The organism is Streptomyces sp. NPDC127098 (assembly GCF_042722465.1).
GTDB classification, from domain to species: domain Bacteria; phylum Actinomycetota; class Actinomycetes; order Streptomycetales; family Streptomycetaceae; genus Streptomyces; species Streptomyces millisiae.
On sequence record NZ_JBHXFJ010000014.1, the window covers coordinates 100,085 to 123,802 of the forward strand.

The 23,718-nt window shown below is 70.2% G+C and carries 20 protein-coding genes; 16 read left to right on the plus strand and 4 right to left on the minus strand.

Annotation, left to right across the window (positions count from 1 at the left end):
* Positions 1-75 precede the first annotated feature (75 nt).
* Positions 76-276, minus strand: a complete 201-nt coding sequence (locus ACFWI8_RS12150) for a hypothetical protein (RefSeq protein ID WP_387089109.1) — start codon at positions 274-276, stop codon at positions 76-78.
* A gap of 1,033 nt (positions 277-1,309) precedes the next feature.
* On the opposite strand from ACFWI8_RS12150, the gene ACFWI8_RS12155 reads away from it, so the two are divergent.
* Positions 1,310-3,181: a SpoIIE family protein phosphatase gene (locus ACFWI8_RS12155; protein ID WP_387089203.1), complete on the plus strand. Its 1,872-nt coding sequence runs from the start codon at positions 1,310-1,312 to the stop codon at positions 3,179-3,181.
* Between the two features lie 168 nt (positions 3,182-3,349).
* Here the strand turns inward: ACFWI8_RS12155 and ACFWI8_RS12160 are convergent, their stop codons facing one another.
* Both ACFWI8_RS12160 and ACFWI8_RS12165 read right to left on the minus strand, forming a co-directional pair.
* Positions 3,350-3,772 (minus strand): hypothetical protein, encoded by a 423-nt coding sequence (locus ACFWI8_RS12160; protein WP_387089112.1) that lies wholly within the window; start codon positions 3,770-3,772, stop codon positions 3,350-3,352.
* 56 nt (positions 3,773-3,828) lie between these two features.
* Positions 3,829-4,497, minus strand: a complete 669-nt coding sequence (locus ACFWI8_RS12165; protein WP_387089115.1) for an HNH endonuclease family protein — start codon at positions 4,495-4,497, stop codon at positions 3,829-3,831.
* Positions 4,498-4,859: 362 nt separating this feature from the next.
* Here ACFWI8_RS12165 and ACFWI8_RS12170 point away from each other — a divergent pair, with 362 nt between their 5' ends.
* The 4 genes from ACFWI8_RS12170 (at position 4,860) to ACFWI8_RS12185 (ending at position 9,488) form a co-directional block, all read left to right on the plus strand.
* On the plus strand, positions 4,860-5,438 hold the full coding sequence (locus ACFWI8_RS12170) for a hypothetical protein (RefSeq protein WP_387089118.1): 579 nt from the start codon (positions 4,860-4,862) through the stop codon (positions 5,436-5,438).
* Between the two features lie 745 nt (positions 5,439-6,183).
* Positions 6,184-6,567, plus strand: a complete 384-nt coding sequence (locus ACFWI8_RS12175) for a hypothetical protein (protein ID WP_387089121.1) — start codon at positions 6,184-6,186, stop codon at positions 6,565-6,567.
* Between the two features lie 213 nt (positions 6,568-6,780).
* The gene (locus ACFWI8_RS12180) at positions 6,781-7,242 is read left to right on the plus strand and encodes a hypothetical protein (RefSeq protein ID WP_387089123.1); all 462 of its coding nucleotides are present in this window, start codon (positions 6,781-6,783) and stop codon (positions 7,240-7,242) included.
* A gap of 329 nt (positions 7,243-7,571) precedes the next feature.
* Positions 7,572-9,488, plus strand: coding sequence for a tetratricopeptide repeat protein (locus ACFWI8_RS12185; RefSeq protein WP_387089126.1), 1,917 nt, complete (start codon positions 7,572-7,574; stop codon positions 9,486-9,488).
* Positions 9,489-9,662: 174 nt separating this feature from the next.
* Here ACFWI8_RS12185 and ACFWI8_RS12190 read toward each other — a convergent pair whose 3' ends face one another.
* Positions 9,663-10,859, minus strand: a complete 1,197-nt coding sequence (locus ACFWI8_RS12190; protein ID WP_387089128.1) for a hypothetical protein — start codon at positions 10,857-10,859, stop codon at positions 9,663-9,665.
* A 192-nt stretch (positions 10,860-11,051) separates the two neighbouring features.
* Here ACFWI8_RS12190 and ACFWI8_RS12195 point away from each other — a divergent pair, with 192 nt between their 5' ends.
* From ACFWI8_RS12195 to ACFWI8_RS12245, 11 genes are all read left to right on the plus strand, one after another.
* Positions 11,052-12,449, plus strand: coding sequence for a hypothetical protein (locus ACFWI8_RS12195; RefSeq protein WP_387089131.1), 1,398 nt, complete (start codon positions 11,052-11,054; stop codon positions 12,447-12,449).
* 64 nt (positions 12,450-12,513) lie between these two features.
* Positions 12,514-13,344: an endonuclease domain-containing protein gene (locus ACFWI8_RS12200; RefSeq protein ID WP_387089133.1), complete on the plus strand. Its 831-nt coding sequence runs from the start codon at positions 12,514-12,516 to the stop codon at positions 13,342-13,344.
* A 191-nt stretch (positions 13,345-13,535) separates the two neighbouring features.
* Positions 13,536-14,984 (plus strand): hypothetical protein, encoded by a 1,449-nt coding sequence (locus ACFWI8_RS12205; protein WP_387089136.1) that lies wholly within the window; start codon positions 13,536-13,538, stop codon positions 14,982-14,984.
* Between the two features lie 80 nt (positions 14,985-15,064).
* Entirely contained in the window at positions 15,065-16,366 is a 1,302-nt protein-coding gene (locus ACFWI8_RS12210) for a competence protein CoiA family protein (protein ID WP_387089139.1), read from the plus strand.
* Between the two features lie 1,080 nt (positions 16,367-17,446).
* Complete coding sequence (locus ACFWI8_RS12215; protein ID WP_387089142.1) at positions 17,447-17,887, plus strand: hypothetical protein; 441 nt, start codon at positions 17,447-17,449, stop codon at positions 17,885-17,887.
* Positions 17,881-18,888 carry a hypothetical protein gene (locus ACFWI8_RS12220; RefSeq protein WP_387089145.1) on the plus strand — a complete coding sequence of 336 codons (1,008 nt, stop codon included), beginning with the start codon at positions 17,881-17,883 and terminating at the stop codon, positions 18,886-18,888. Before ACFWI8_RS12215 ends, ACFWI8_RS12220 begins: the two co-directional genes overlap by 7 nt.
* Before the next feature lie 25 nt (positions 18,889-18,913).
* Positions 18,914-19,576, plus strand: a complete 663-nt coding sequence (locus ACFWI8_RS12225) for a hypothetical protein (RefSeq protein WP_387089148.1) — start codon at positions 18,914-18,916, stop codon at positions 19,574-19,576.
* A 2-nt stretch (positions 19,577-19,578) separates the two neighbouring features.
* A complete protein-coding gene (locus tag ACFWI8_RS12230) occupies positions 19,579-20,436 on the plus strand; it encodes a MinD/ParA family protein (RefSeq protein WP_387089151.1) in 858 nt (285 codons plus the stop codon).
* A gap of 350 nt (positions 20,437-20,786) precedes the next feature.
* Positions 20,787-21,902 (plus strand): CpaF family protein, encoded by a 1,116-nt coding sequence (locus ACFWI8_RS12235; RefSeq protein ID WP_387089154.1) that lies wholly within the window; start codon positions 20,787-20,789, stop codon positions 21,900-21,902.
* Positions 21,899-22,780 carry a type II secretion system F family protein gene (locus ACFWI8_RS12240; protein ID WP_387089157.1) on the plus strand — a complete coding sequence of 294 codons (882 nt, stop codon included), beginning with the start codon at positions 21,899-21,901 and terminating at the stop codon, positions 22,778-22,780. Before ACFWI8_RS12235 ends, ACFWI8_RS12240 begins: the two co-directional genes overlap by 4 nt.
* Positions 22,780-23,694 carry a type II secretion system F family protein gene (locus ACFWI8_RS12245; RefSeq protein WP_387089160.1) on the plus strand — a complete coding sequence of 305 codons (915 nt, stop codon included), beginning with the start codon at positions 22,780-22,782 and terminating at the stop codon, positions 23,692-23,694. The genes ACFWI8_RS12240 and ACFWI8_RS12245 overlap by 1 nt, the downstream gene beginning before the upstream one ends.
* The last annotated feature ends 24 nt before the right edge of the window (positions 23,695-23,718 follow it).

The window sequence follows — 23,718 nt, forward strand, 5'->3', positions numbered from 1 at the left end:
AGACGCCTGTCCACCGACCCTCGGTGCCGGGCGCCGCAACCCGTGACAGGCACCGGAACCCCGGTGAGACCGGCGTCATCGCCGGCTGGCCGCGGTGCCGCCGGTCACTGCCGCGCCGAAGGCAGCCACGGCCGGGATGGCATCGACGTTGCCGCTCAGGAAGAGGAGGAGCACCGTCACCGAGGTGATCAACCCGGACAGAGCCGGGACCCACCGGGCCAGGCGATCGAAACGCGGGGTGGGATTGTCGTCCTGGGCGGGCGGGGCGGCATCCATCTCTGGTCATTCCTCCTAGCCGGGGTTCCGGCGGTCCGGGTTCCGTGGCGGTGCGTGTGTTGACACCGCTGACCTTGTCTCTTTCGGCGCCGTTCATCCAAACGGCTCGGTATTGTTCCGACCACAACACGGGGTTGTTCCGTCACAACCCGGGGGCGGTGGGGGTGGGATGGCAGGGAAGAGGGCGGGGCGTCCATGGACGCCGCCGCGGGGTAACTGCCCGGAGATGAACCAGGTCGTGCTGACCGTACGGACGTGGCTCGATGAGTCCGGGATGAACGTTTCCAGGCTCCACGAGCGGCTGGTCGGCGAGCACTTCCAGGACGGCGTCGTCCCGAGCGTGAAGAAGCTGCGGCAGCAGCTGAACGGCGACGGCACACCGTTCAGCCTGGTCGAGGCCGTCGCGGACATCTGCTTCCCTGACGAGCCGCAGGCAGCGACGGAACATCGCCTCGCCCCGCTGAGGCGGCTGTGGGAGGTCGCACAGAAGCCTGCGGCAGCAGCAGGCGCTGACCTGATGCTCCTCACCCAGAAGCTGCTGGACGAGAAGGACCGCACCATCCAGCTTCAACACGAGATCGAACGACACCGTCGCGCCTTCCACACCAGCGAGCAGGGGCGCCTTCAGGCACTTCATCTGGCCACCTTCCTGTTCGGGATGCTGGGGCGCACTCAAGCCCAAGTCGCCGAACTCCGCCGAGAAGCCGATTCCTTGCGAGTCGTTCCCGTCCCCGCGCTGGAACGCGTCACGGCCGATCAGCGCCTTGAGCGAGCTGTCCAGCAGGAAGGCGATCTGCGTCGCGCTCTCCAGCGTGCCGAACAGGAACGCGATACCGCTCAGCAGGTGGCCGACCATGCCGCACGACGCATCCGGGCCCTGGAAGCGGAGATCGCTTCTCTCAGCGATGACCCGGCCAACGACGCCGAAGCGCTTGGCGCGGCCGACACCCTGCTGCCCGACGTCACGGAGACCGCGCAAGCCAAGGACGCGATCCTCGACGATGTCGACCAGATCCTGGCCAAGGCCAGTGATGTGCTCGACCGAGAGCATCAAGCCGTCCAAGACGCGGCCGAAGAGATCGGCTGGCAGCAGTCCGGGCCCGCGGCACCCAGCGGCGCCGATTTGTTCGCAACAACCGGGAACAACTCCTCCGACCTGCCGTATGACCCCACGCTCGCCAGGCAAATGCACGGCATGCGGGAGACCGACCGCACCCGGTATATCGGCATGGCCACCCGCCGGATCGCCCGCGGTGTCGACGTGGAGGAGATCGTGCTCAGTCTGTGCCGGGCCTCGGTCCCGGCCTTCTCCGACGCCATCCTGGTCTACATGCTCGACCCCATGCCTGTCGGCGATGAGATGCCTGTCTTCCCCTGGGTGCTCAAGCTCCGCCGCACCGACCACATGCCGGAGCTCCGGGCCCCGGTCAACACCGCGGCCCTCGACACGGTCGGCGCTGCCGGCTCGATGCTGCCGCTGCTGGCCGGCGCCCCCTCATCCCTCGAGGTCAGGGGCAACGGGCCGCTGGCCGAGGTGATGCGCGGGGTGCGGCCGCTGTTCACCGAGTCCCAGGTGCCGAGGGCGGCGCTGCGCGAGCTGACCGGCGCCGAGACCGTCCCCGAGGAGCGGCGCGCGATCATCGCCCCGCTGCGCGGCCGGCGCCGGGTGATCGGCGTCGCGGTCTTCCTCAGGCCGCCTGATCGCGAGTCCTTCGAGCAGGAGGACCTGCAGGTCGCGGCGCTGCTTGCCACCCACTCGGCGCTCGGCGTCGACAAGGCCATGCTGTACGGCCGTGAGGCGTCCATCGCCGACGAGTTGCAGCGGTCCATGCTCCCCGACGATCTTCCGGCGCCGACCGGGGTGCGGCTCGCGAGCCGTTACATGCCGGCCGCCCAGTCCGCCCGCGTCGGCGGTGACTGGTACGACGCCATCCCGCTGCCGGGCAGCAGGGTGGCGTTGGTCGTGGGCGACGTGATGGGCCACTCGACGACGTCGGCCGCCATCATGGGCCAGTTGCGGACCACGCTGCGCACCCTGGCGGGGCTGGATCTGCCGCCGCAGGAGGTGCTGCACCAGCTTGATGAGGAGGTGCGACGTCTCGGCAGCGACCGGATGGCGACCTGCCTCTACGCGGTCTACGACCCGGTCGCGCACCGCATCACCGCCGCGAACGCCGGCCATCCGCCGCCCGTGCTGCTGCACGTCGACGGATCGACGGAGCTGGTCGAGCTCCCGCCCAACGCGCCGATCGGCGTCGGCGGCGTGGACTTCGAGACCGTCGAGTTCGACGCGCCGGCCAGCTCCACCCTGCTGCTCTACACCGACGGCCTGGTCGAGTCGCGCACCAGGGACGTGTGGACCGGGATCGAGCGCATGCGCGAGAAGCTGGCGGCGATCTCCGGGCTCACCCGGCCCGACGCGGCGCTTCCGCTCGAGCCGCTGTGCGACGAGATCCTCGACAACGTGGGCCCGGGCGATCGAGACGACGACGTCGTTCTCCTCGCCGCCAGACTCGAAGGCATCGCGTCTGAACGCGTGGTGTTTCGCCGCCTCAGTCCTCGTGCGGAGTCTGTACGCGAGGCTCGTGGCCTGACTCGGGAAACTTTGGAAGCCTGGGAGCTACCAGATCTGTGCGACACCGCAGAGCTGCTGGTCAGCGAGGTAGTGACCAACGCCGTCCGGTACGCCGAACGCCCGGTCACCGTTCGGCTGTTGCGTATGGACGTGCTGCGCTGCGAGGTCGGCGACGACGTGCCGCAGCTGCCGCGGCTGCGGCAGGCGGGACCGGCGGACGAGGGCGGGCGGGGCCTGTACGTCGTCGAGCGACTCGCCAGTCAGTGGGGCGCGACGCGCCTGTCCACCGGCAAACTCGTCTGGTTCGAGCTCGCACTGCCGACGCCGTAGCACACAGGGCGCGGCGCGCCGCTGGTACGCCGCCTCCCTGTTGCTGTGCTGTCAGATGATTGGATTGGAGATGGTGGGCGCCCGCTCGGGATCGTCGTACTGCTCGCGGGGGAGCGCCACGGGCGCGTCAGAGTGAACCAGCCATGGTGGCCTACCGGCAATCTACTGTCAGCTGCCTTGGGCGTTGTTGTGCGCGTAGGTGGTCGCGGCGGTCTTCCAGTCGCAGGCCGTACAGCGTGTCGGGTGGCGCTGGAGTGCGTCGTGTTCGGGACATTCCTCGAAGGCGTCGAGGCTGTGGATCCAGACCCAGCCGCACGGCTGGTCCTTGGAGTGGTACACGGCGGTTCCTGGGCTGGTGACCGGGGAGACGAGGCAGGGCAGCGCGAGGCTACCGTCGGCCGCCTCGGCCATGAGTTGATCGATCTGGGCCAGGCCGGCCTGGAGTTCACGCACCAGGCGTTGCTGTTCAGCGCGGTGCTGGCGGATGAGCTGAAGCTTCCTCTGTTGGAGCGTGCGGATGGCGTGGCCACTGGCTGCCGCGGGCGTTGTCGTCACCTCGCGGTGGTAGCCCGCCAGCGTGCGGGCAAACACGAACGATGCCCCCGTCACCGGTTCGCGACGAGGGCATCGCTCGTTCGGGGCGAGGTTTACGAAGCGAGGGTCACGCGGACGGTGACGTCCTCACACCCGGCCGCGGCCTCGGCCAGGGCGGCTGCCTCGGCCTCGTCCGCCGACAAGCCCCACCGGTGCTTGATCGCGGTCCAGCCGGCCACGTACTCGCAGACCGCCTCCTCGTCGGACACCAGCCACTCGGCCGGGTCTTGGTCGCTCTTGGACCGGTTGGACTTTGCGGTGACGGCGATCAGGGCGCGCGGGTCCCCGAGGTCGTTGGCGTACTCCTGGCGCCGCTGGGCGTCCCACTGACTGGCGCCGGAGTCCCAGGCCTCGGCGAGCGGCACCATGTGGTCGATGTCCAGGCTGCCGGCGTTGGTGACGGTGACGCCGTCGTACAGCGAGTACCACTCGCCCGTGTCACGGGTGATGGAGCAGCGGCCCGTGACCTCAGGAGCCACGACGGCTTCTTCCAGGAGAACCTCGGCGCGAGTCGAGCAGCCGTCCCGGTCGGCGTCCACCCAGTGCTTGAACAGGTCTCGGGAGTATCCGGTGCGGTCCTCGGCCGCGACGGGCAGGGTGTCGACGGCTTCCGACAATGGCAACTCCACCTCAGCCGCGGCGGCCTGGACGGGGGAAGCTGCAAGGAACGTGCCGGTAGCCATGGCGGCGGCCAGCGCGAGACGTAGCAGGGATGTGATCACGCGCCTCTTGATAGCGCCGTGCGCCGCCCGGGGGCGCGGGACCGGGCCGCGCATCACACGGCCGAGTGATCAGTCATACCGTGCGATGCCGGGTCCGTTCCGCGGAATGGTGAACCTTGCCATGACCATGGGAGGGACGCCGGTGACCGGCTCACGGCGCGAGTGTCGGCCAGGCCCTCGAGCACCCGCTCAGACGCATACGACGCTGTCCGTCGCGTCGTTGAACCTGCGGCCAGCCGGCGACGGGCGACGAACAGCCGCTCCCTTGAGGACAGCGCGCCCGAGACTGCTGGCGCGCAGCCGGGAACGAGAGTGCCGGAAGCCAGCGGGCCCTCAACCAGCGGCGGAAGAGAGGACGATCGGTGGCGAAGGACTCCAGGGACCCGAAGAACAAGCGTGCGGCTAAGGCCGCCAAGCTGCGCCGAGAGAAGCGCCTGCTGGAGATGAACCCCTTGTTCCACGGCAATCCGCCGTATGAGGGATATCGGGAGTGGGTGATGCCAGACCCGGTGACCGGCACGTTCATCTTGACGTCGACCGCGCCGTTCGATACCCGGCTGTGGTTCGAGCGGGTCAGGTCCCTACTCGTGCCGATCTACAAGGGCCGGGTCCCCGTGGCGGCCACGTACCTGGACGAACAAATCCAGGAAGGCGCCATCCTGGTCGCCGACAGCGACGACCCAACCGCAGGGGCGAGACGTGTTCCCATTGCCGTGTTTGCCGAGGCTGCCGGCGACGATGAAGGCCCGCATGCCGAGGTCTGCCCCCGGCTGAACTGCGCCGGAGGGAAACATGTCCTTGCCGAGCACAAGGTCTGGACGCACCTGCACCACTTGCACGCCGCCGGCTACCTGCTGCTCAACGACCACAACGTCGTCCGCCGCGCCATGCCCCCGAGCCGTCCCGGAGAAGGTTGGAGGTTTCCCGCCCCTGAGTGGTGACCCATCAGCGAAGCCCGTCGAGAAACAACGCTCCGCCAACCACTCCGGATCCCGGCAGCACCTTGGTGTGCTCGCCATGGCAGTGGATCCAGCTGCGTCGGGCCGGAGCTTGACTGCGGCCCTGCCCAGCGCTGTCGACCGCGTCGCCCAGCTTCTCCAGCGCGATGGAGAAGCTACTCCGTACACTCCAGGCCGAGGCCTCGGGTGTCGGCCTCGGGCTATCGGCGGCAGGGGGAGGAGTGCTGTGCATCAGGCTGGAGATTGGGTGACTGTCCTCGAAGGCCCGGACAAGGGGCGCACCCTGCGGATCAGCATGGTGCGCATGTTCGCCACGGACAACGGCTACTACCTTTCGGGCGGGGCCGGCCTCTACCCACCACACACGGTGTCCATGGCCCGTGAGCGTACAGACGGCAACCCGTGCGGCGCCCCGTGCGACGAACGCTGGCACCGTGACCACGAGACATGCGATCACTGTCGAGGCGCGTGTCTGTGCCACCTCCGCGCCGCCCCTACCCGCCCAGACCCGGCGGTGGCGGCGGGATGAGGCCCGGCCTGGACCACTCACTGGCCGAAGACACGGGCGGAGCAGCGCGGGCGCCCGGGACGGTGGTGCGGTCCCCCGCAGACGGGGGCGGCGGGCTGAGGCCGTGATCAGCACGGCCGCGCAACGAGCGCTCCAACCCGTCACTCACGCTGCTGGGTGCAGCCGTATTCACCGTGCTGGGCATGGGACGATCGGGACATGGAGACTTCTGGTCCCGCGTCACGTCGCCGTTTCCTGATGGATGCTCTGACCGTGGTCGCGGCTGATGCGCCTGCTCAGGTGGCATGGTTGGAGAAGCACGGCGTCGTTGTGGATGAGATCGCACTCAACTTCGACGACGCATTCCGCATGGCTGAGCGCCTGGTAGAGGAGGGTGTCCTCAGCCCGGCCACACTGCCCCAGCTGCGGTTGATCGACTCGTCCTTCGCTGAAATGACGCGCGACGGGTCCTCGGACCGGTGGACGACTGCGGCTCTGCGTAGCGACGAAGGGTGGAGCCAGGCCCGCGGGGTGGCTCGCCAGATCCTCGCCAGGGAAGGCTTGGACTGGTCCGTACTGCCGGACATCTGTGTTGTTCGGTAGCACTGCTGGTGGCTCAAGCTGCTGGCCGCGCCGCCTCCCGCCCGTTGACCGGCTGCAGCATGGCCGCCGGAATGAAACGGACGGAGAGCGCCAGGCTGCGGGGGGAATGGCTGGGTAGAGAGGCAGGACGACCGGGCGCGCCGCGTCTATCGTGGGCGCGAGGTCGGACGGTGATGGTCGGTGCTGTCAGCCTGGCCGGGGGAGGAGCTGCTCGTGGGTGTGGAAGTCGCGGTCGGGTACGTGTTCGCATGGCTGATGAACAGGGTGGCGGGGCGCGCCGAAGCGCGCGTTGAGGAGGCCCTGGACGCCGGCGTGGACCGGCTGGGCGAGCTGGTCACCGGCAAGCTCGGCACGGACCCGGCGCTGGAACGGGCCGTGGAGGAGGCCGAAGCAGGGCTCGGCGAGCCGTCGGAGCGTACCCGGCGGCGGTTGACCGACTCCCTGGAGGAGGCCGTGGAGCGCGACCCGGCCTTCGCCAGTGAACTGGAGCGGATGCTGCGCCAGCTGCAGCCCAGAGCTGGCGGCGGGGCGTCGGCGTCGGGTGACGGACAGGCTATCGCCGGCGACGTGCACATCATGGCGGAGAGCGGCTCGGCAGCGGCCCTGCGAATGGGCGATGTCACCCTCGGCCCCGCGCCGGGAAACCCTCCAGGGCCGGATCCGTCGCAGGGCTGACGGAATCCGGCGGCTCACCGCCCCTATCCTCGGACGAGAAAACTGGCCCCGAAGCCACCTGTGCCGCGGTCCCGATCAACAGTGCGGCCGTCAGCCAGGTAATCGCCGCGGCCGCCGGCGGCGTTGCGGCCGGGGCAGTCGGACAGCTCCACCAGCACCACCATGCCGCGCCGCGTCAGCCCGCGGCATGGCCGCACCAGGTCGGAACGCTCCCGCCGCAGGCGGAGTGCCTCCAAGAGCGCCACGAGATCGCCCGGCTTCGGCAGGTCCTTTCCGGTGGTGGGACCGCCGTCATCGAGTCTGCAGGGCCGACACCCGCCGCTGGCGGGGTGCTGAGCGGGATGGGCGGGGTCGGGAAGTCGCAGCTCGCCGCGCACTATGCCCGCACCGCGATGGGGAACGGCGAGCTCGATGTCCTGGTGTGGGTCACCGCCGGCAGCACCGCCACGGTCGTCGCTGGATTCGCTCAGGCCGGGGTGGAAGTGCTGGGCGTGGACCCGTCCGATCCGGAAGGGGCGGCGCTGGCGTTCCTGGCCTGGCTCGAGCCGAAGCCGGCCCGGCAGCAGGAGCGTCCGTGTCGGTGGCTGGTGGTGCTGGACGACGTCGGGGACCCCGCCGACCTGCGGGGTTGGTGGCCACCGGCCAACCCCTACGGTCGGACGGTGGTCACCACCCGCCGCAAGGACGCCGCCCTCACCGGGGGCGGTCGACGCGTCATCGAGGTCGACTTGTTCACCCCGACTCAGTCCCTGACCTACCTCACCAACGCCCTCGCGGCCCACGACCGCACCGAGCCCCTCGAGCAACTCGCCGCGCTCGCAGCCGCCCTCGGACATCTCCCGCTGGCGCTGTCTCAGGCCGTGGCCTACCTTGTCGACACCGGCCTCGACACCGCCACCTACCGCGCCATGCTGGCCGACCACACCCGGGCCCTCGCCGACGCCGCCCCCGACGTCCTGCCCGACGGACAAACCCATGCCAGCGCCGCTGCCTGGGACATCTCCATCGACCACGCCAACACTCTCCGCCCACGAGGCTTGGCCCGACTCCTCCTTCAACTCGCGGCGTTCCTGGCCCCCAGCGGCATCCCCGAGGTCGTCCTCACGTCGCCGCCGGCCCTCACCCACCTTTCACGGCATGGAGAGCAGAGTGGTGGCGAGGTCACCATCGAGCAGGCTGTGCTGGCGATACGAGCGCTGCACCGCCTCAGCCTCGTCCAGCACAGCCCAGAAACGCCCCACGAAGCGGTGCGTGTGCACCAGCTCGTCCAACGCGCTGTCCGCGACACCCTCACGACCGAGCAGCATCACCACATCGCCCGCACTGCTGCCGACGCTGTCCTCGACGCCTGGCCCGATGCCAGCATCGACCAAGCATGGTTCGCCAACACCACTGCCCTAGCCGACGTTGCCAGAGATGCTCTCTACAGGCCCGACGTGCACGAGGTGGTTACTCATGCTGGCCGAAGTCTCGGCAGAGGCAGCGAAATCACCGTTGCGCGCGAGCACTTCCTCCACCTCACCACCGTCACAGCCGAGTACCTCGGTCGCGACCACCCCCGCACCCTCACGGTCCAGCGCTACCTGGCCCGGTCCCAGAGCTTCGTAGGGGATGCCGCCAGCGCGGCAGCCGAGCTGGCCGAGGTACTGGACCGAGCGGTCAAAATTCTCGGCCCTGACCACCCCGATGCCTTTGCTACTCGGCACGACTACGCCTTTCTGCGGGCAACGGCTGGAGACCTGGCCGGCGCCGTATCCACACTCAGCGAGGTTGTGGAAAGTGCAGTCCGCATCTTCGGTCCCGACCATGCCAAAACGCTTGCCGCCCGGAACAACCTTGCCTGGGGGCGGGGGGAGTCGGGCGACACTGCCACCGCGGTAGCGGAGTTTGATCAACTGGTAATCGACATGGCTCGGGCGCTGGGCTCAGACCACGCCCACACGCTCATCGCCCGAGCCAACCTTGCCTGGTGGCAGGGAGAGACAGGCGACGCCACCAGCGCGGTAGCCGCCCTTACCGAACTGGTGGACGGTCTAGGCCCCAATCACCCCAACGCTCTCGCCACCCGGGCTCTACTTGCCAGAGCGCAAGGCCGAGCGGGAGACGCCGTCGGGGCCGCGGCGACGTACGCGGAGATCCTGAAAGACGAACTCCGGATACACGGTCCCGACCACTCCATCACGCAGAGCACTCGCCGCAGCCTCGCCCACTGGCAAGCCCAGGCAGGCGACGCGACTGACGGCTGACGGCTCCGCGAGACGTCGCCACGCCGGCCGCCCTCGTCGACCTCGCCCGAGACATCCGGGAACAGCAAGACGACATCTACGCCGCCGCCGACGGAACCGCTCCTGGCGGACCTGCGGTAGGCGTCGCCTGGCCGGGGCCTGACCCGAGCTGAGCCCGGGCCCCGGGCGGCATACCTATCGGTTCGACCGCCGCCGTCCGGAGGGGAGCATACGCCGCCACCATGGGCGCCGCGCCGGCGCCACTGACACCGGCCGCGGTGGATAGGCCGGTGGCGGTGGGACGGGGCCCGGCCCCGGCGACTTGCTCGCCGGCGGCGCCGGCGCGGGCGGCGCCGCGGCAGGCTCGGGGGACGGCGGTGCGGTCCGCTCCCCGGCCGCCTGGGCCTGGCCCTGACCCGTGCGTGGCGCGTCCATGGAGACGACCGGGGGCGTCGGCTGGGGTGGCGTGTTGCGCTGCTGGTAGATCTCTCGGGCGTGGCGGTGGCGCCACGCGTGCCGGCCGGCCTGGCTGCGGTAGAGCTCGTCCATCACCTGGTAGGCCTGCTGAGGGCGGAAGAACGTCCGGGTGCGGGTCATGGTGGCGAGCGCGATGGGCACCAGGCCCCAGCGGCTGGCGCCCGCAGCCGGCCGCGGCTTGCTGATCCGCCAGTCCTGCCGTGGGTCCCGCTTCCAGTCGGGCCAGTTCGTCCAGTCCTGCTCGGGCCGCGGCGTGTGGGTGAAGTCGTGGACGCCGTAGGGGATGAGCACCTGCTTCCCGTTGAGCCAGAAGACGTGACCGCCGGCGGCGACGATGGCCTCCTGCTGCTCGGACGGCGCGACCGTCTGGTGCACGCGGGTCTTCCCGCCGTAGAACACCTCGAGCACCCCGGCCGGCCCGAACTGGGCCGGATCCCGCCGGAGGAACCACACGTGCACCGCGCCGGGATGCCGCCCCCGCACCGCCCGCACCCGCCGAGCGAGCACCTCCGGCTCGGGCAACACCATGCCGGGCCGTTCGATGGCCACCGTCACGTCGTCGCACTGAGCAATGATCACCGGCGGCAGCTGCCCCGTGCTGCCCGGCAAGTCGTCGGGGACCTCGGTCGTCGCGGTCACGCCGGGGATCGCGCGGATGGTGTCCCGGAGTTGGATGACCACCTCGGTCTCGGCGTCGATCCGCGTCTCCTCGGCCGGCGCCGCGCACGATCCGCCGCCCTGGTGGGAGAAGTACGGCGAGACCTTCTTGCCCGGCCCGACGCCCTTGAGGATCAGCTTCCCGCCGCAAGCGCGGCACTCGTACCGCCCATCCGCCAGACCGGCGGGAAGGCCGGAGGCCCCCTCGCCCAGCCAGATCACCCGCCGGCTGGCGGTGTCCCACGCAGTCGCCGGCACTCAGCGCCCCCACCCGTCGACGCCGAACTCCACCATCGCCCTCAACGACCCTCCCCTGTCCGCTGTCTGGGGAGGCTACCGGCGGCCACCGCCGCGCGCAGCACCCCACCACGACGCCGTGGCAGTCAGCCCGCCCACCTCGGACGTCGGGCAACCCGACGCGTTGTCAGAGACGTCTGCCACTATCGGCCGGTGACTGGTGACAGTGACCTGATGGCGTTGCGGGAGCTCGTGGTCGGCGTGCTCGGGGACTTGGGTGACCGCACCACTCACTCGACTCTCGCGGACGCCTGCGAGCGCCTGGGACTGCCGACCCCCATCCCACACGAAGAGGGCTCGAAACGGGAACGCGTCCGATCCAGCCTTGACGCGCTGGCGGATGCTGACCTGCCGACGGTCGCCGAGCGCGTCCTCCTCCACGAGCGGCTCGACGCGACGACCCGCAACGCCGTCCAGGACGCACTGTGGGCACTGCGCGGCGCCGTGGCGATACCCAAGAAGGCTCGCCGGGAAATCGCCCGCGCCCTTGATGTCCAGGACCTGGTGCACAGCGCCGGCCGCCTTCGGGATCTCCTCGACCAGCTGTGGGTGCTGGATGACCCGCTCTCGTTCGCTGATCTGCTCGGGGCAGCCCCGAAAGGCCTCCGACGAGAGATCGACCGGCACGTGTTCAGGAATCCCGGCGACTGGAGCACCGAGGAACTGTTCGAGAACCTCGGGGCGTTCGAGGCGGGCGACGCGCGGTTCGCACGGTTCCTCGAAGGTCTGGTCTCACCGGACGTCATCCCTGACGAGCCGGGGCAACGGTACCTCGTTGACGCCATCAACCAGCATCTGCGGGCTGCTGGGGTCGAGTTGCGGGAGACCGGGGAAGACGGCGGCTACCCGGTGTTCCAGGTGGTCGCCAGCGGCCTGGCGCGCACGCGCAGGCCGAAGAACCTGGTCTTCGCCTCGCTGGCCAAGCCGGACCTCCGCCTCAGCGGTGCCCTCGACAACGACATCGAGATCGTGAAGAACGCGGACAAGGTCCTGATCTACGACCGCCCGATCCCGGCCGGCGGCCTTCGGTGGCGAGACCTGCAGGACTGGTGGCGCGACACCCACCACCTTGCCGGCGAGGACGAAGCCAAGACCTCGCTCTACGCCAGGCTCCGCCAGTGCCTGCCGGCAAACTCAACGGAGCAGCGGAACCTGTATGAGCTGTACCACGAGATCCACGGCTCGGCCGTGCCGAACCTGCCGGTGCTGCTGCCCGAGGTGTGGCTGCACTGGGACCCGAAGACCGTCGAGCAGCGTGGCGCCGATGCCCTGCTGAGGCAGCGCATGGACTTCCTGCTGCTGCTTCCCCACGGCCAGCGGGTCGTCCTGGAGGTGGACGGCTCCCAGCACTTCACCACTCCCGACGGCCGACCGGACGGCACCACGTACGCGGCGACCATGCGAGCCGACCGTGACCTCAAGCTCAGGGGCTACGAGGTCTTCCACTTCGGCACCGCCGAGCTCCGCCGCCGAGACGAGGCCCGCGCGATGCTGCAGCAGTTCTTCGCGGAGTTGTTCCGACGCTTCGAGGCCAACCGAGGTACGGCCTGAACACCGAGGTGGCCGCCAGCAACCAGCTGTAGCAGCGGCAGCGGCTGCTGCGGGAGGGAGAAGGATGACCACAGGCACCGCGGGAGAGCCGGTGCCGGCTGGCTCCCTCGAGGAGCTGCCCGAGCATCGTCGGGAGGTCATGCTGTGGCGATGGGCCTGGCTGTACGACTACGACGACCTCGACGAGCACGTCCGCCTCGACAGTCGGCGGCCGGCCTGCCGGGTACCGGACTTCCTCAGCCGCGGCGACTGGAGCGACGCCCTGGCGGTCGGCGGAAACGACGGCCGCTACCACCTTCGGCTCGGCCGGACGCTGCTGTGCGGCGACGCCGGCCCGTTCACCGACTATCGCCTCGACGACGACCGCGAGGACGTGCCCCACCACCGGTGGGTCCACTGGTGGACCGACGGGACCAGATACCGGCTGACCGCACCCCGCGACGGCGACCGGAAGGGCCACCAGAACACCGAGGTGCGCTGGACCGTGCGACTGGAGGACGAAGAAGTCGACCCGGCCTCCGTCGCCCCACAGGAGCGTTGCCCCGTCAACGCCCACATGGGGCGCTGGCCCCGCTACCTGGGGTCGAAGTCGAAGCTGGGACGTATCCGCGCCCAGCTGGTCGACGCCTTCGGCCCGCTGTGCGCCGGCTGCGGCAACGCGCTCGGGCTCGAAGTCGACCACCACCACTTCTCGGGCCTTGTTCGTGGCCTGCTGTGCCGCTACTGCAACAACAACATCGACTGGTGCCCCCACCTCGCCGGCTGCCCCTGGGCCGACTACCTCAACAACCCGCCCGCCGCCCCGCTACGCATCCTGCATCCAGGCCGATGGAGAGATCGCCGCGAGGACCAACGGAAGATCGACCACTTCGGACACAACCCCTACGACGGCTGAAGGCCACGGCCGGCACGGCGCTCACGCCGCCGCAGCGTGGTCTGTCGCGGTGGAGGGTGAAGTGGGAGCATCGAGCTCGCAGAGGCGGACGGTGTGGGGGCGCGGTGCCACGAAGCGGCGGATTACGGGGCGGGGATCGGCGGCGGATTCAGACAGCGGTGTTGGGGTCCGTGGACTCCCAGGAGCCCTTGGTGCTGCCGCTGGAGGCGATCGAACTGGACGCGTTCCGCCAGCGGTACGCAGGTCACACCTTCTGGTGCGGGACCTGGCTGGGCGGCTGCGGCCGGCAGCTGACGACGAAGCTGTACGTGGATCGCGTGTGTCACTTCGCGCACCACGCCGACACCGAGGCCGACGTCAAGCGGGCGCCGTGTAGCCGCCGGGCCCGTGATGTGACCAGCGCCGACCACCTGTATGTGAAGGCCGCGGCCGAGAGACTGCTGGCCGCCCGCCGCCTGGCCGGCGAGGTGGCCTGCTCGGAGCCGGGCGCGGCCCCGGCCGGCTCCCTGGTTCAGCTGCGGCTCGGGGACGACATCGCGCTGACCATCCATATGAACGGGGCCGTGCCGCCCGACTGGGACAACCTCCAGGCCGCACACCGCGTCGTCGTCGAGGCCGGCGTGCCGATCGACCGGCGGACCCTTGAGCGCCTTTCCCACGTGCACCGCATCCGCTGTGAAAGCGACGGAACCAGCCGCCGCGTGCTGATCGGCACCCAGACCAGCCGCGGCACCGAATGGTTCGGCCCCGAGGAGTGCACCCTGGGGCCGGCCGGGCTCATCACCCCGGCGCTGAAACACCTGCCCGACCAGCCCGTGGCCCGCCCACCGACACGCCCCCATGCCCAACCCGCTGAACAGCCAGCGCGGATCACTCCAGAGATCCGCCGCCTGCTGCTCCGCATGGCCACTGCGCGTGTCTCCCGCGACGTCCTCGGTATGCGAGCCCTACTCAAGGAATGCGACGGCCTGCTCGGCCGCAGGACGCCTCCGCCGCCCGCAGTGCGGGAGGCACGCGACGCGGCCGAGCGGTGGCTGGCGGAACAGGACGGGGGGATCATCAGGAAGACGGACACCGAGGCGACAGCGCGGGCGCGCGAGAAAGACCGATCCGGGGCAAAGCACGCTCCGGCTCGACGGCGGAGGCACCTGGCCGATGTCGAACTCGCCCTGAGCCAGGAACGCTTCGGCGATGCCCGGGCGCTGCTACGAGTGATCACCGCGATGTCTGCCGATCTACCGCTGTCCAGGGCCGAGAAAGATCAGGTCCAAGCGGCCCGGGCCCGTGTCAAAGCCGCCGGCGAACTTGGTCTTCTTCAGGACCAGGTCGCCCGCAAGAAGTGGCTTCCCCGGCGCTGCCCGACGTGCAAGGCGCTGCCTGGCCAGGAGTGCTACGACAAAGTTCCTGGCGGACAGCCGCTGCGGAGGTTCGGCGGCCACGACGAACGGCTCCTGCCGATCGTCCGGCAACAGAATCGGAAAGCGGCCAAGGCGACAGCACCACGAGGCGGAACCACGACGGCGGACCTGGCCCGGCGCGCCTCCCAAATCCCCTGCCCTACCTGCAAAGCTGGGGCGGGCGAGCCCTGCACCGTGCCGGGCAGTCACCCCTCACGGGTCCGCCGCGTACAGGTCCGGTAACCCGTCCGACGGCCCCGACCAGCCCGGCCGTGGACGGACCCGGGCACCCGAATCCCGTCTCGAAGAGGAGAACCGCACCGATGGTCTTCGTCGGAGTCCACGACGCCTGGGGCCGCATCGACGTCACCCGCCCCGACCTCGGCTGCGACCAGGACCGCGCCAGCATCCACAAGACGAAACCACCAGCGCCCCTGACCTGCTACGAGTGCGGGTGGCAGCTCCACCTCGTCCACAAGACCCATGCCGCCTACGACCTGTGGTTCCTACGGCACGCCAACAAGGCACCCCACTGCGCGACCAAGACCGACGGCGAAGGCCTCCAACATCACCTGCTCAAGCTCGACCTCGCCCACCACGCCCGCGCCGCCGGCTGGACCGCCGAGTACGAGGTCCCCGCTGCGGACGGGGCCTGGCGCGCCGATGTGCTGGCCACCTCCCCGGACGGCGCCCGCCGCGTCGCCCTCGAAGCGCAGATGGCGTCGATTTCCGTCGCGGACATCACGGCGCGCACCGCCCGCTACCGCGCGGACGGCATCGAGGTGTGCTGGTTCACCGACCGCAAGACCATCCCCTGGCTCGGCGACGTGCCCGCCGCCCAGATAGCCCGGCCCGAGGATGACGGCCCCGTCCAGGTGACCGCCGGCCCAGCCCGCTTCGTCCCCGAGTGGTGCGAGGACCGCGGCAGCTGCGGCGGGTGCCAGTGTGAGTCGTGCGCCGGTGGCGTCGACGGGCCGCTGCCCTGCGGCGGCCACGGCACTTGGCAGACCGTCGATCCTTTTCCCCTCGACCGGTTCGTCCGAGCCATCTGCACCGACGCGACCCGCCCCCATCAACTCCGCACCGAGGAAGACGAAGAGCAGTGGCGGTGGATCACCCGCCGGTACTTCGAGCTCGAGGAGGAACAGGTCCAGGCCCAAGCCCGACGCGAACAGGCCGTGGATCGCCTCCTGGCCCGCCACCGCCGGCAGGCGACCGACGCCCGCGACCACCAGGCCGCCATCGAAGCCCTCCTCCAGCGGCAGAAGGCCCTCACCAGGCCGGCGGTCGAGTACATCTACCAGCACATGGGCCGATACCCGCGGGTCGCCGAGCACGGCACCCCCGAGTTCGCCATGGGCGTGCCCGTCTACCTGGGCGACGCCCCGTGCGCGGTCATCTGCCCCGTCGCCGGCCGGATCCCAGCCGTCCGCGAACGGCTCGCCGGGCTCATCCTCTTCGCGGCCACCGAACGGGAACGAGACCGCATCATCGCCAACGCCCAGCCCGGCCAGCGCATCGAGGTACTCGAGGCGCGGCAGGACGCCGAGCCGCCGAGCCCGCCAGACCAGGGCATCACCATCAAGGCGGCGGTGCACCGGATGCTCGGCCTGGACCGCATGTAGGCGAGCGTCAGGCCGGCGGTGTCTATCTCCGAACGCGACGAGGACCGAGAACCACTTCCGCGCCAGGGATGAGCCACAGTCCTTCAGGCATCTCGTCGGTGGGGAGGCGAGGCTGCGGACGTTCTCGCACGACCTCGCCATGCGCCGGGAGAGCGGGGGACGGCGTCGAGGTGAGCAAGCGGGTGCCGCCTTCGCCGGTTCCTGAGCCACGGGGGCGGCGGGAGTCGCCGGCGGAGCGGCGGCCTTGGGAACGGCCGCGGGCCCGGGCGCCGAAGCGCGGCTTCGGTGTCGATCCGGCCGCGCTTCCTTCTGGCGGGCCACCCGTCGACGGTAGGTGTGGCCGGGGCGCGTGCGGAACCAGCGGTTGTTGTCGACGAACAGCCAGCCCTCGGCGCTGAGTTGCTGCAAGGCGTCAGTCATCGTGGAGTCAGTCCACGTGGACCGCGGGTTCTCCGTGAAGTGCGCGGACAGGAGGTCCCGAGGGCGGGGGCCATGTCCGTGGCGGGCCACGCAGGTGTCCACCCAGGCGGCGATCTGGAACTCCCGGCCCTGGATGCGAAGCGGCGGCTGCGGGCCACACCGGCTCATGAGGCCTGGGATTACCTGCGCCCACGAGCCGTACCCGCCGGCGGCCGAGACCGACATGACCTTCGAGACCCTCGGAGGCCGCACCATGACGACCACCCACGAGCGGACCGACCGCTAGGGAGGCCGAGTATTCCGTGGTCCAACCCAGCCGTCGCAGGTGCTTCTTGCTTCGCGACGGTCCCGACACAGGTTGGCGTGCTGCTCGACTGAGCCGAATTGAGGCCCAGCGTCGTGTTTCCTCAGATTCTCTGTTAAGCGCCAGGTCAACTCTGGTGGGGTGGGGGGAGCATGCCAAGAGTTGTGGGGGTGAAGCAAAGACACCACTTCGAACGAGAGAGCGGCCGTCGACCGCTTAGGCCACCCATCGGTGCGTTGGGTGGCGCCGTGGTTCTCAGCGTAGTGCTGACATCCTGCAGCGGGGATGCATCGTCCGATTCGAACGACCAGGGGGGACCCCCTGGAAGTGAGATCGAGGGCCAGCCCGAGGTAGAGGTGTCGTCGAGTTCCCCGGCAACGGCTGACGTTGTGGGAGAGGCGGCGATCGACGCCTATCTGGGCATGTGGGGCGCGATGGTCGAGGCCGGGACCACCTCAGACTGGCGGTCGCCTGCGCTGGCGCAGTACGCGACGGGGGAGGCGCTGTCGGTCATCTCCCGGAGCCTGTACGCCGATCACTACAACGGCGTGGTCACGCTCGGCGAACCGGTGAACGATCCCGAGGTCGACTCGGTGGATCCTCCGGGTGACCCGACCACGGTGCTGATCAGTGACTGCGGGGACTCTACCGACTGGCTGAAGTACGTCGAGGAGACCGGCGAACTGGTGGACGACGAACCCGGAGGCCGGCGGGCGATCAACGCGGAGGTGCGGCTGCAGCAGGACGGGGCATGGCGCGTGACCCGGTTCGCGGTGGAGGCGGTGGGCTCATGTTGATGCGCTCGGCTCTGGTCGTCACCCTCCTTTTCTGCGTGGCGTTGTACGCCTGGCCGGCGGCTGCCGACGACGGATGGGGATCGGTCGACTGCGAGCAGAACCCTATGCCGGGATGTGAGCTGGGAGCCGAGAGCGGCGAGGCCGATCGCCGCCCCAGCGGCGAGGACGATGCCCCGCCCTCCCCCGGAGGACCGGGAGGCTCAGGTGGCGGGCAGGATGAGGAGGAGCCGGCCGAGCATGCCAATCCCGACCTGAACCTGGCGGACTGCTCCTACGAACGCAGCGACTACGCACCGCCGACGGAGGCGACCGCGGCGTCAACCAGTGGGCGCCTGGCGCAGGGGCCCTCTGTTGTCCAGGCGACGTTGCTGCGTGCCCAGCGGTTGCCCGGCGTGGCCGCGGCGCCGGAGCCGGCGCCGGGGCCTGGAGAGGGCGACGGCGCCTGGTACGTCTACCGCTGCACTGAAGACGGGGTGCGTGACGCCCTGTACCGGCCGCCCGTGTGGATCGCCGATGCCCCACCGCCGGATGGCGAGGAGAAAGGGCCGTCCCCAGAGCAGGTGGCACAGCGGGCCAGGGAACAGCTACGGCTCCCAGCCCCGCAGATCGCCGTGAGTCCCGCTGCGGACCAGCTGGTGCGAGTCCCGACGTGGCTGTGGCTGGCGGAGTGGGGCGAGGTGTCGGCGACGGCCGCGGTTCCGGGCGTGTCGGTGACGGCTACCGCCAGCCCCACGTCCGTGTCGTGGGCCATGGGCGATGGCACCGAGCTGGTCTGCGAGGGGCCCGGCACGCCTTACGAGGCCGGGAGCGACCCGGCACGGCCGTCGCCGGACTGCGGCCACACCTACACGCGGCCGGCGGACGAGTACGTGATCACCGTACGGGTGCGGTGGAGCGTGATGTGGTCCGGCGCCGGCGAGTCCGGGGCGTTTCCCGGGCTGACCACACAGGCCGCCCTGTCAGTGCGCGTGCTCGAAAGCCAAGCCCTGACCACCGACTAGACCGAACGCGAAGGAGGCATGGCGCATGAGCACGACGTCCTTCAGGGAGCTCCACACCCGAGCACCGGCGAACGCAGCAGTGGGCAGTCGGCTCCGCGGCATCACTCGTCGCCGACGAGTGCCGCACCTACTGGTCGGGGTGCTGCTGGTGGTCGGATGCGCGACCGGCGGCGTGATCGCAGCCCTGCAGATGGGAGAGCGTGTGCCGGTACTGATGCTGGCCGAGCCGGTGACGGTGGGCCAACGGCTTCGTGCGAGCGACGTGCGCGAGGTCAGTGTGGCTATCGACGCCGGCCTCGAGGTGGTCTCCGCTGAGGCGATCGACGAGGTGGAGGGGGAACTGCTCGCTTACAGCCTGCCGGCCGGCACGTTACTCAGCCGCCAGGTACTGGGGGAGGCCCTGCTCCCCCCGACCGGAGAGGCGGTGGCCGCGGTGGGGTTGAACACGGGCCAGTTTCCGCCCCACCTGCAGCCCGGACACACCGTGCGGGTCGTCGCGGCACGGGATGGCGGGCTCGCCGGAACCGCGCCGCCCCGGGAAGCTTGGGAAGCGGTGGTCACGGCCGTTGAGTACGAGGCTGACGCCCGCCTCACGGTCGTGTCCCTGCAACTGCCCCGGAACCGCGCGGAGGACCTCGCCGACTGGCCGGCCGACGCCATCCGCCTCGTCGTCGTGGCGGGGGAGTAGCCATGACCGTGATCGCGCTGTGCAGCCTCAAAGGGTCGCCCGGGGTGACGACGACCGCGGTGACACTGGCGGCCACCTGGCCGACGGCAGGCCACCCCGTCGTCATCGAATGCGATCCAGCCGGCGGAGACCTGCTGGCTCGCTACCGCCTCGACCTGTACCCGGGGCTGGTCACCCTGGCCGCCGCCACCCGCCGGTACGGCACCGATCCAGGGCTGATCTGGCACCACACCCAACGGCTACCCGGAGGGCTACCCGTGGTTCCCGGCCCCCCGGGAGCTGACCAGGCCCGCGTCTCCCTGGCCGAACTCGTCCAAGCCGAAACGGCGTTGAAGCGAGCCGCTATGCGCCCCGGCACCGTGGTCCTGGCGGACTGCGGCCGGGTCGAGCCCGGATCCCCAACGCTGCCACTGATCCGCGCCGCCGACATCCTGCTCCTCGTGGCCGGCACCGGCGATGACGCGCTGGCACACCTGGCTACCACGATGCACCAGGCACGTGCCTGGTCAACCCGACCGCGGCTCCTGCTCGTCGGCGAGGGATACCCCACAGACGAGATCGCCCAGGCCTTGGGAACGGCTGAGCTTGGAGTTGGGATCGCCGGTCGACTGCCCTACGACCCGGCAGGCGCTGCCATGTTCAGCGGCCACCCGGCTCCACGGACAGCGCCAGCTCGCTCACGCCTCGGGCAGGCGGCGGCCCAGTTGGCGGCCCGCGTGGCGCGCGACGCGCTGGTCACGCACGGACCACGAGGCCATCCAGAAGCGCCGCGCGCAGCTGCTCACATCGGCGAGCGGGCCGCACAACCAACCGACTTCAGCGAGTTCACGGTTCCTTCGACCTATCGGATCCTTCAATGACCCCACCCATTGACCCCCACTCCGCACAGCCCCAGAAGCCCGCCATGCTGCCCCCCGACGGAGTCGTGCGCCCATCCTCCCCTTCCGCACCACCAGGCCAACCCGGAGTCCACCTGCCGGACGCCGCCAGCATGGCCGGCGCAGGCGTTCCGCTGGTCGACACAGGCGAGGGGCTGAGACGACACCTGCGTGTGCGGCTGGCTGCTCGGCTGTCCGAGAGGATGCGGGCGGACGAGCGGTCCGGACGTTCAGCGCCGAGTATTGAGGATCGGCGGCGGCAGGCCGAGGAGTTCCTAGAAGACGCAGCCGAGGAGTACGCCGGCGAACTACTCGCCCGTGGACAGCGTGTGGTGACCGAGGACGTCGAAGCGGCGGCCATCCGGCAGATCATGAACGAGTTCTTCGGCGCGGGAGGACTTGAGCCGCTGCTGAATGACCCGAGCGTGGAGGACATCCACGTCAACGGCCATGATCACGTCTTCGTCCGACACGCCGACGGCCGCCGCCTACAGGTTCAGCCCGTGGCCGCCTCGGATGAGGACTTGGTCCGTCTGGTCCGCGACATGGCCGCCCGTAGCGGCGTCGAGGAGCGGAGGTTGGACCGGGGCAGCCCGGGAGTTGGCTTCCAACTAGCCGGTGGCGAGCGCGCGTTCGCCGTGATCGCGGTCAGCACCCGGCCCTCACTGACCATCCGCCGCCACCGATACCGCCGGGTGACGCTCACTCGGCTTCGTCAACTTGGCACGATCGATGAACGGCTCGAAGCGTTCCTAGCCGTCCTGGTGAGGGCTCGGAAGAACATCCTGATCACCGGAGGCACGGTGATGGGCAAGACAACGCTTCTGCGTGCCCTGGCCGCCGAGATTCCCGCGCGTGAGCGGCTGATCACGATAGAGGACACCTTCGAACTCGGCCTAGCGAACGACCGCCAGGCCCACCCCAACGCCGTGGCGCTGCAGGCCCGCGAGCCCAACATCGAGGGCGAGGGCGAGATCTCCATGGCGGAACTGGTGCGCTGGGCCCTGCGAATGAGCCCCGACCGGGTCATCGTCGGCGAAGTCCGCGGCGGCGAGATCGTGCCGATGCTCAACGCCATGAGCCAGGGCAACGACGGCTCCATGGGCACGCTGCACGCCAGCAGCAGCCAGGGAGCCTTCACCAAGATCGCTGCCTACGCCGCACAGTCGGCGGAGCGCCTGCCGATGGAAGCGACCAACCTGTTGAGCGCCTCGGCGATCCACTTCGTGGTCCACCTCGACCGGGCCCGCGGTGCGGAGCACCAGCGTGTCGTCTCCTCCGTCCGCGAAGTCGTCGGCGCTGACGGCACCCAGGTGGTCTCCAACGAGATCTACCGCCCCGGCCCGGACCGGCGGGCGCAGCCGGGCGTTCCGATGCGCACCGAGACCATGGAAGAACTGCGGGCAGCCGGCTGGTCACCGGGGCTGATGGAACGGCGGCGGGCATGACACCAGCCGCGCTGCTGGGCCTGTGCGGCCTCGGCATCGGAATCGGCATATGGATACTGGCAGGTCCCGGTGCCCGAAGCCGCGAGGCTGACAGCCGGTCAGCAACCTTCCGACGGTGGTGGCCGGTGCGAGCCCACACCAGGAGGGAGCACGCCGGGCGTTGGCTACTGGCAGCCTTGGTCTCCGGCGCGGCCGGCGCGGCGCTCACCGGCTGGCCGATCGCTGCGCTGCTGGCCGGAGCCGGGGTATGGAGCCTTCCACACATACTGGACTCAAGCTCGGAAAGTGAACGGCGGATCGAACAGGTCGACGCGATCGCCGGCTGGACGGAGATGCTGCGCGACACCCTGTCTGCCGGCGCCGGGCTCGAGCAGACCATCACCGCCACCGCCGACACCGCCCCGGCCGCGATTCGCCAGCACGTCCGTGCACTGGCCGATCGCCTCGACGACGGCCAGGACCTCGACGTCGCGCTGGGGGAGTTGGCGGCCGACCTTGCCGACGTGACCGCGGACCTGGTCATCATCGCCCTGACCTTGTCCTCCCAGCGGCCGGCTCGCCAACTCGGCTCGCTCCTAGGGGCGCTGGCGGGCACCGCGCGGGGCCGAGTGGAGATGCGGCGCCGCATCGAGACCGCACGTGCGACGATCCGTACCACCGTGCGGATCGTGACCGGTACGACCGCCGTGTTCATCTCCTCGCTGGTGCTGTTCAATCGCCCGTTCCTCACCCCCTACGACGACACAGCCGGCCAAATAGCACTTCTGGCCATCGCTGGAATCTTCGCGGCCGCCTTTGTGTGGCTGATGCGCCTGGCCCGGGTGGAGGAGCCCGAACGCTTCCTCACCACGCGACCAGAACGTCCGGAGGCAGGTTGATGGTGAACCTCCTTGTGGCGCTGGCGGCCGGCATCGGCGTGGGGCTGTGGGCCCTCCTGGTCTGGTTGATCCCGTCCCGCCCGCCCCTGGCCACCCTGGTGGCCACCGTACGCGCCGCCTCCACGCCACCCGCCCCCACGCCGGTGGACGAAGTCGCCGGTGACAGGAGGGTGGGGTGGGCACAGCACCTGGGCCGGCCGTTCGCTCCGATCCTGCGCGCCGCTGGGCTGCCCACCGCGGGCATGCTCCGCGACCTGACCATCACCGGCCAGTCCGCGTCGACGGTCTTGGCGGAGAAGGCAGCCATGGCCGTCTCCGGCCTCCTGCTTCCCGTGACGGTGCAGGCGCTGCTCGCCTCGGCCGGCGCGACAGGCGGCTGGGCCATCCCCACCGGCGTCGCCCTAGGCCTGTGTGTGGCGGGGTTTCTGCTGCCCGACATCTCCCTACGCAACGAGGCCGCCCGACGCCGGGCCGCGTTCCGCCACGCGCTCGGCGCCTACCTCGACCTAGTCCACATCCTGCTGGCCGGCGGCTCCGGCGTCACCGGTGCCCTCCACGACGCTGCCCAGGCGGGCGACGGCTGGGCCTTCCAGCACCTCGAGCGGACCCTGGAAACAGCCGAACTCACCCGCACCTCACCATGGGACGCCCTCGCTCAACTCGGCCGCGAACTCCACATCACGGAACTCTCGGAACTCGCCGCCGCCCTCTCCCTGGCCGGCACGGAAGGCGCCCGCATCCGCGCCTCCCTGGCCGCGAAAGCCACCGCGCTGCGCGCCCGAACCTCAGCCGAGGCCGAAGCAGCAGCCACTGCGGCCACCGAACGCATGGCCCTCCCCAGCTCCCTCATGGCCCTGGGATTCGTGCTCTTCATCATCTACGCCGCCATGAACCACGTCACCGGAGCCCTGTAACCCCCGGAACGACGGAATGAAATG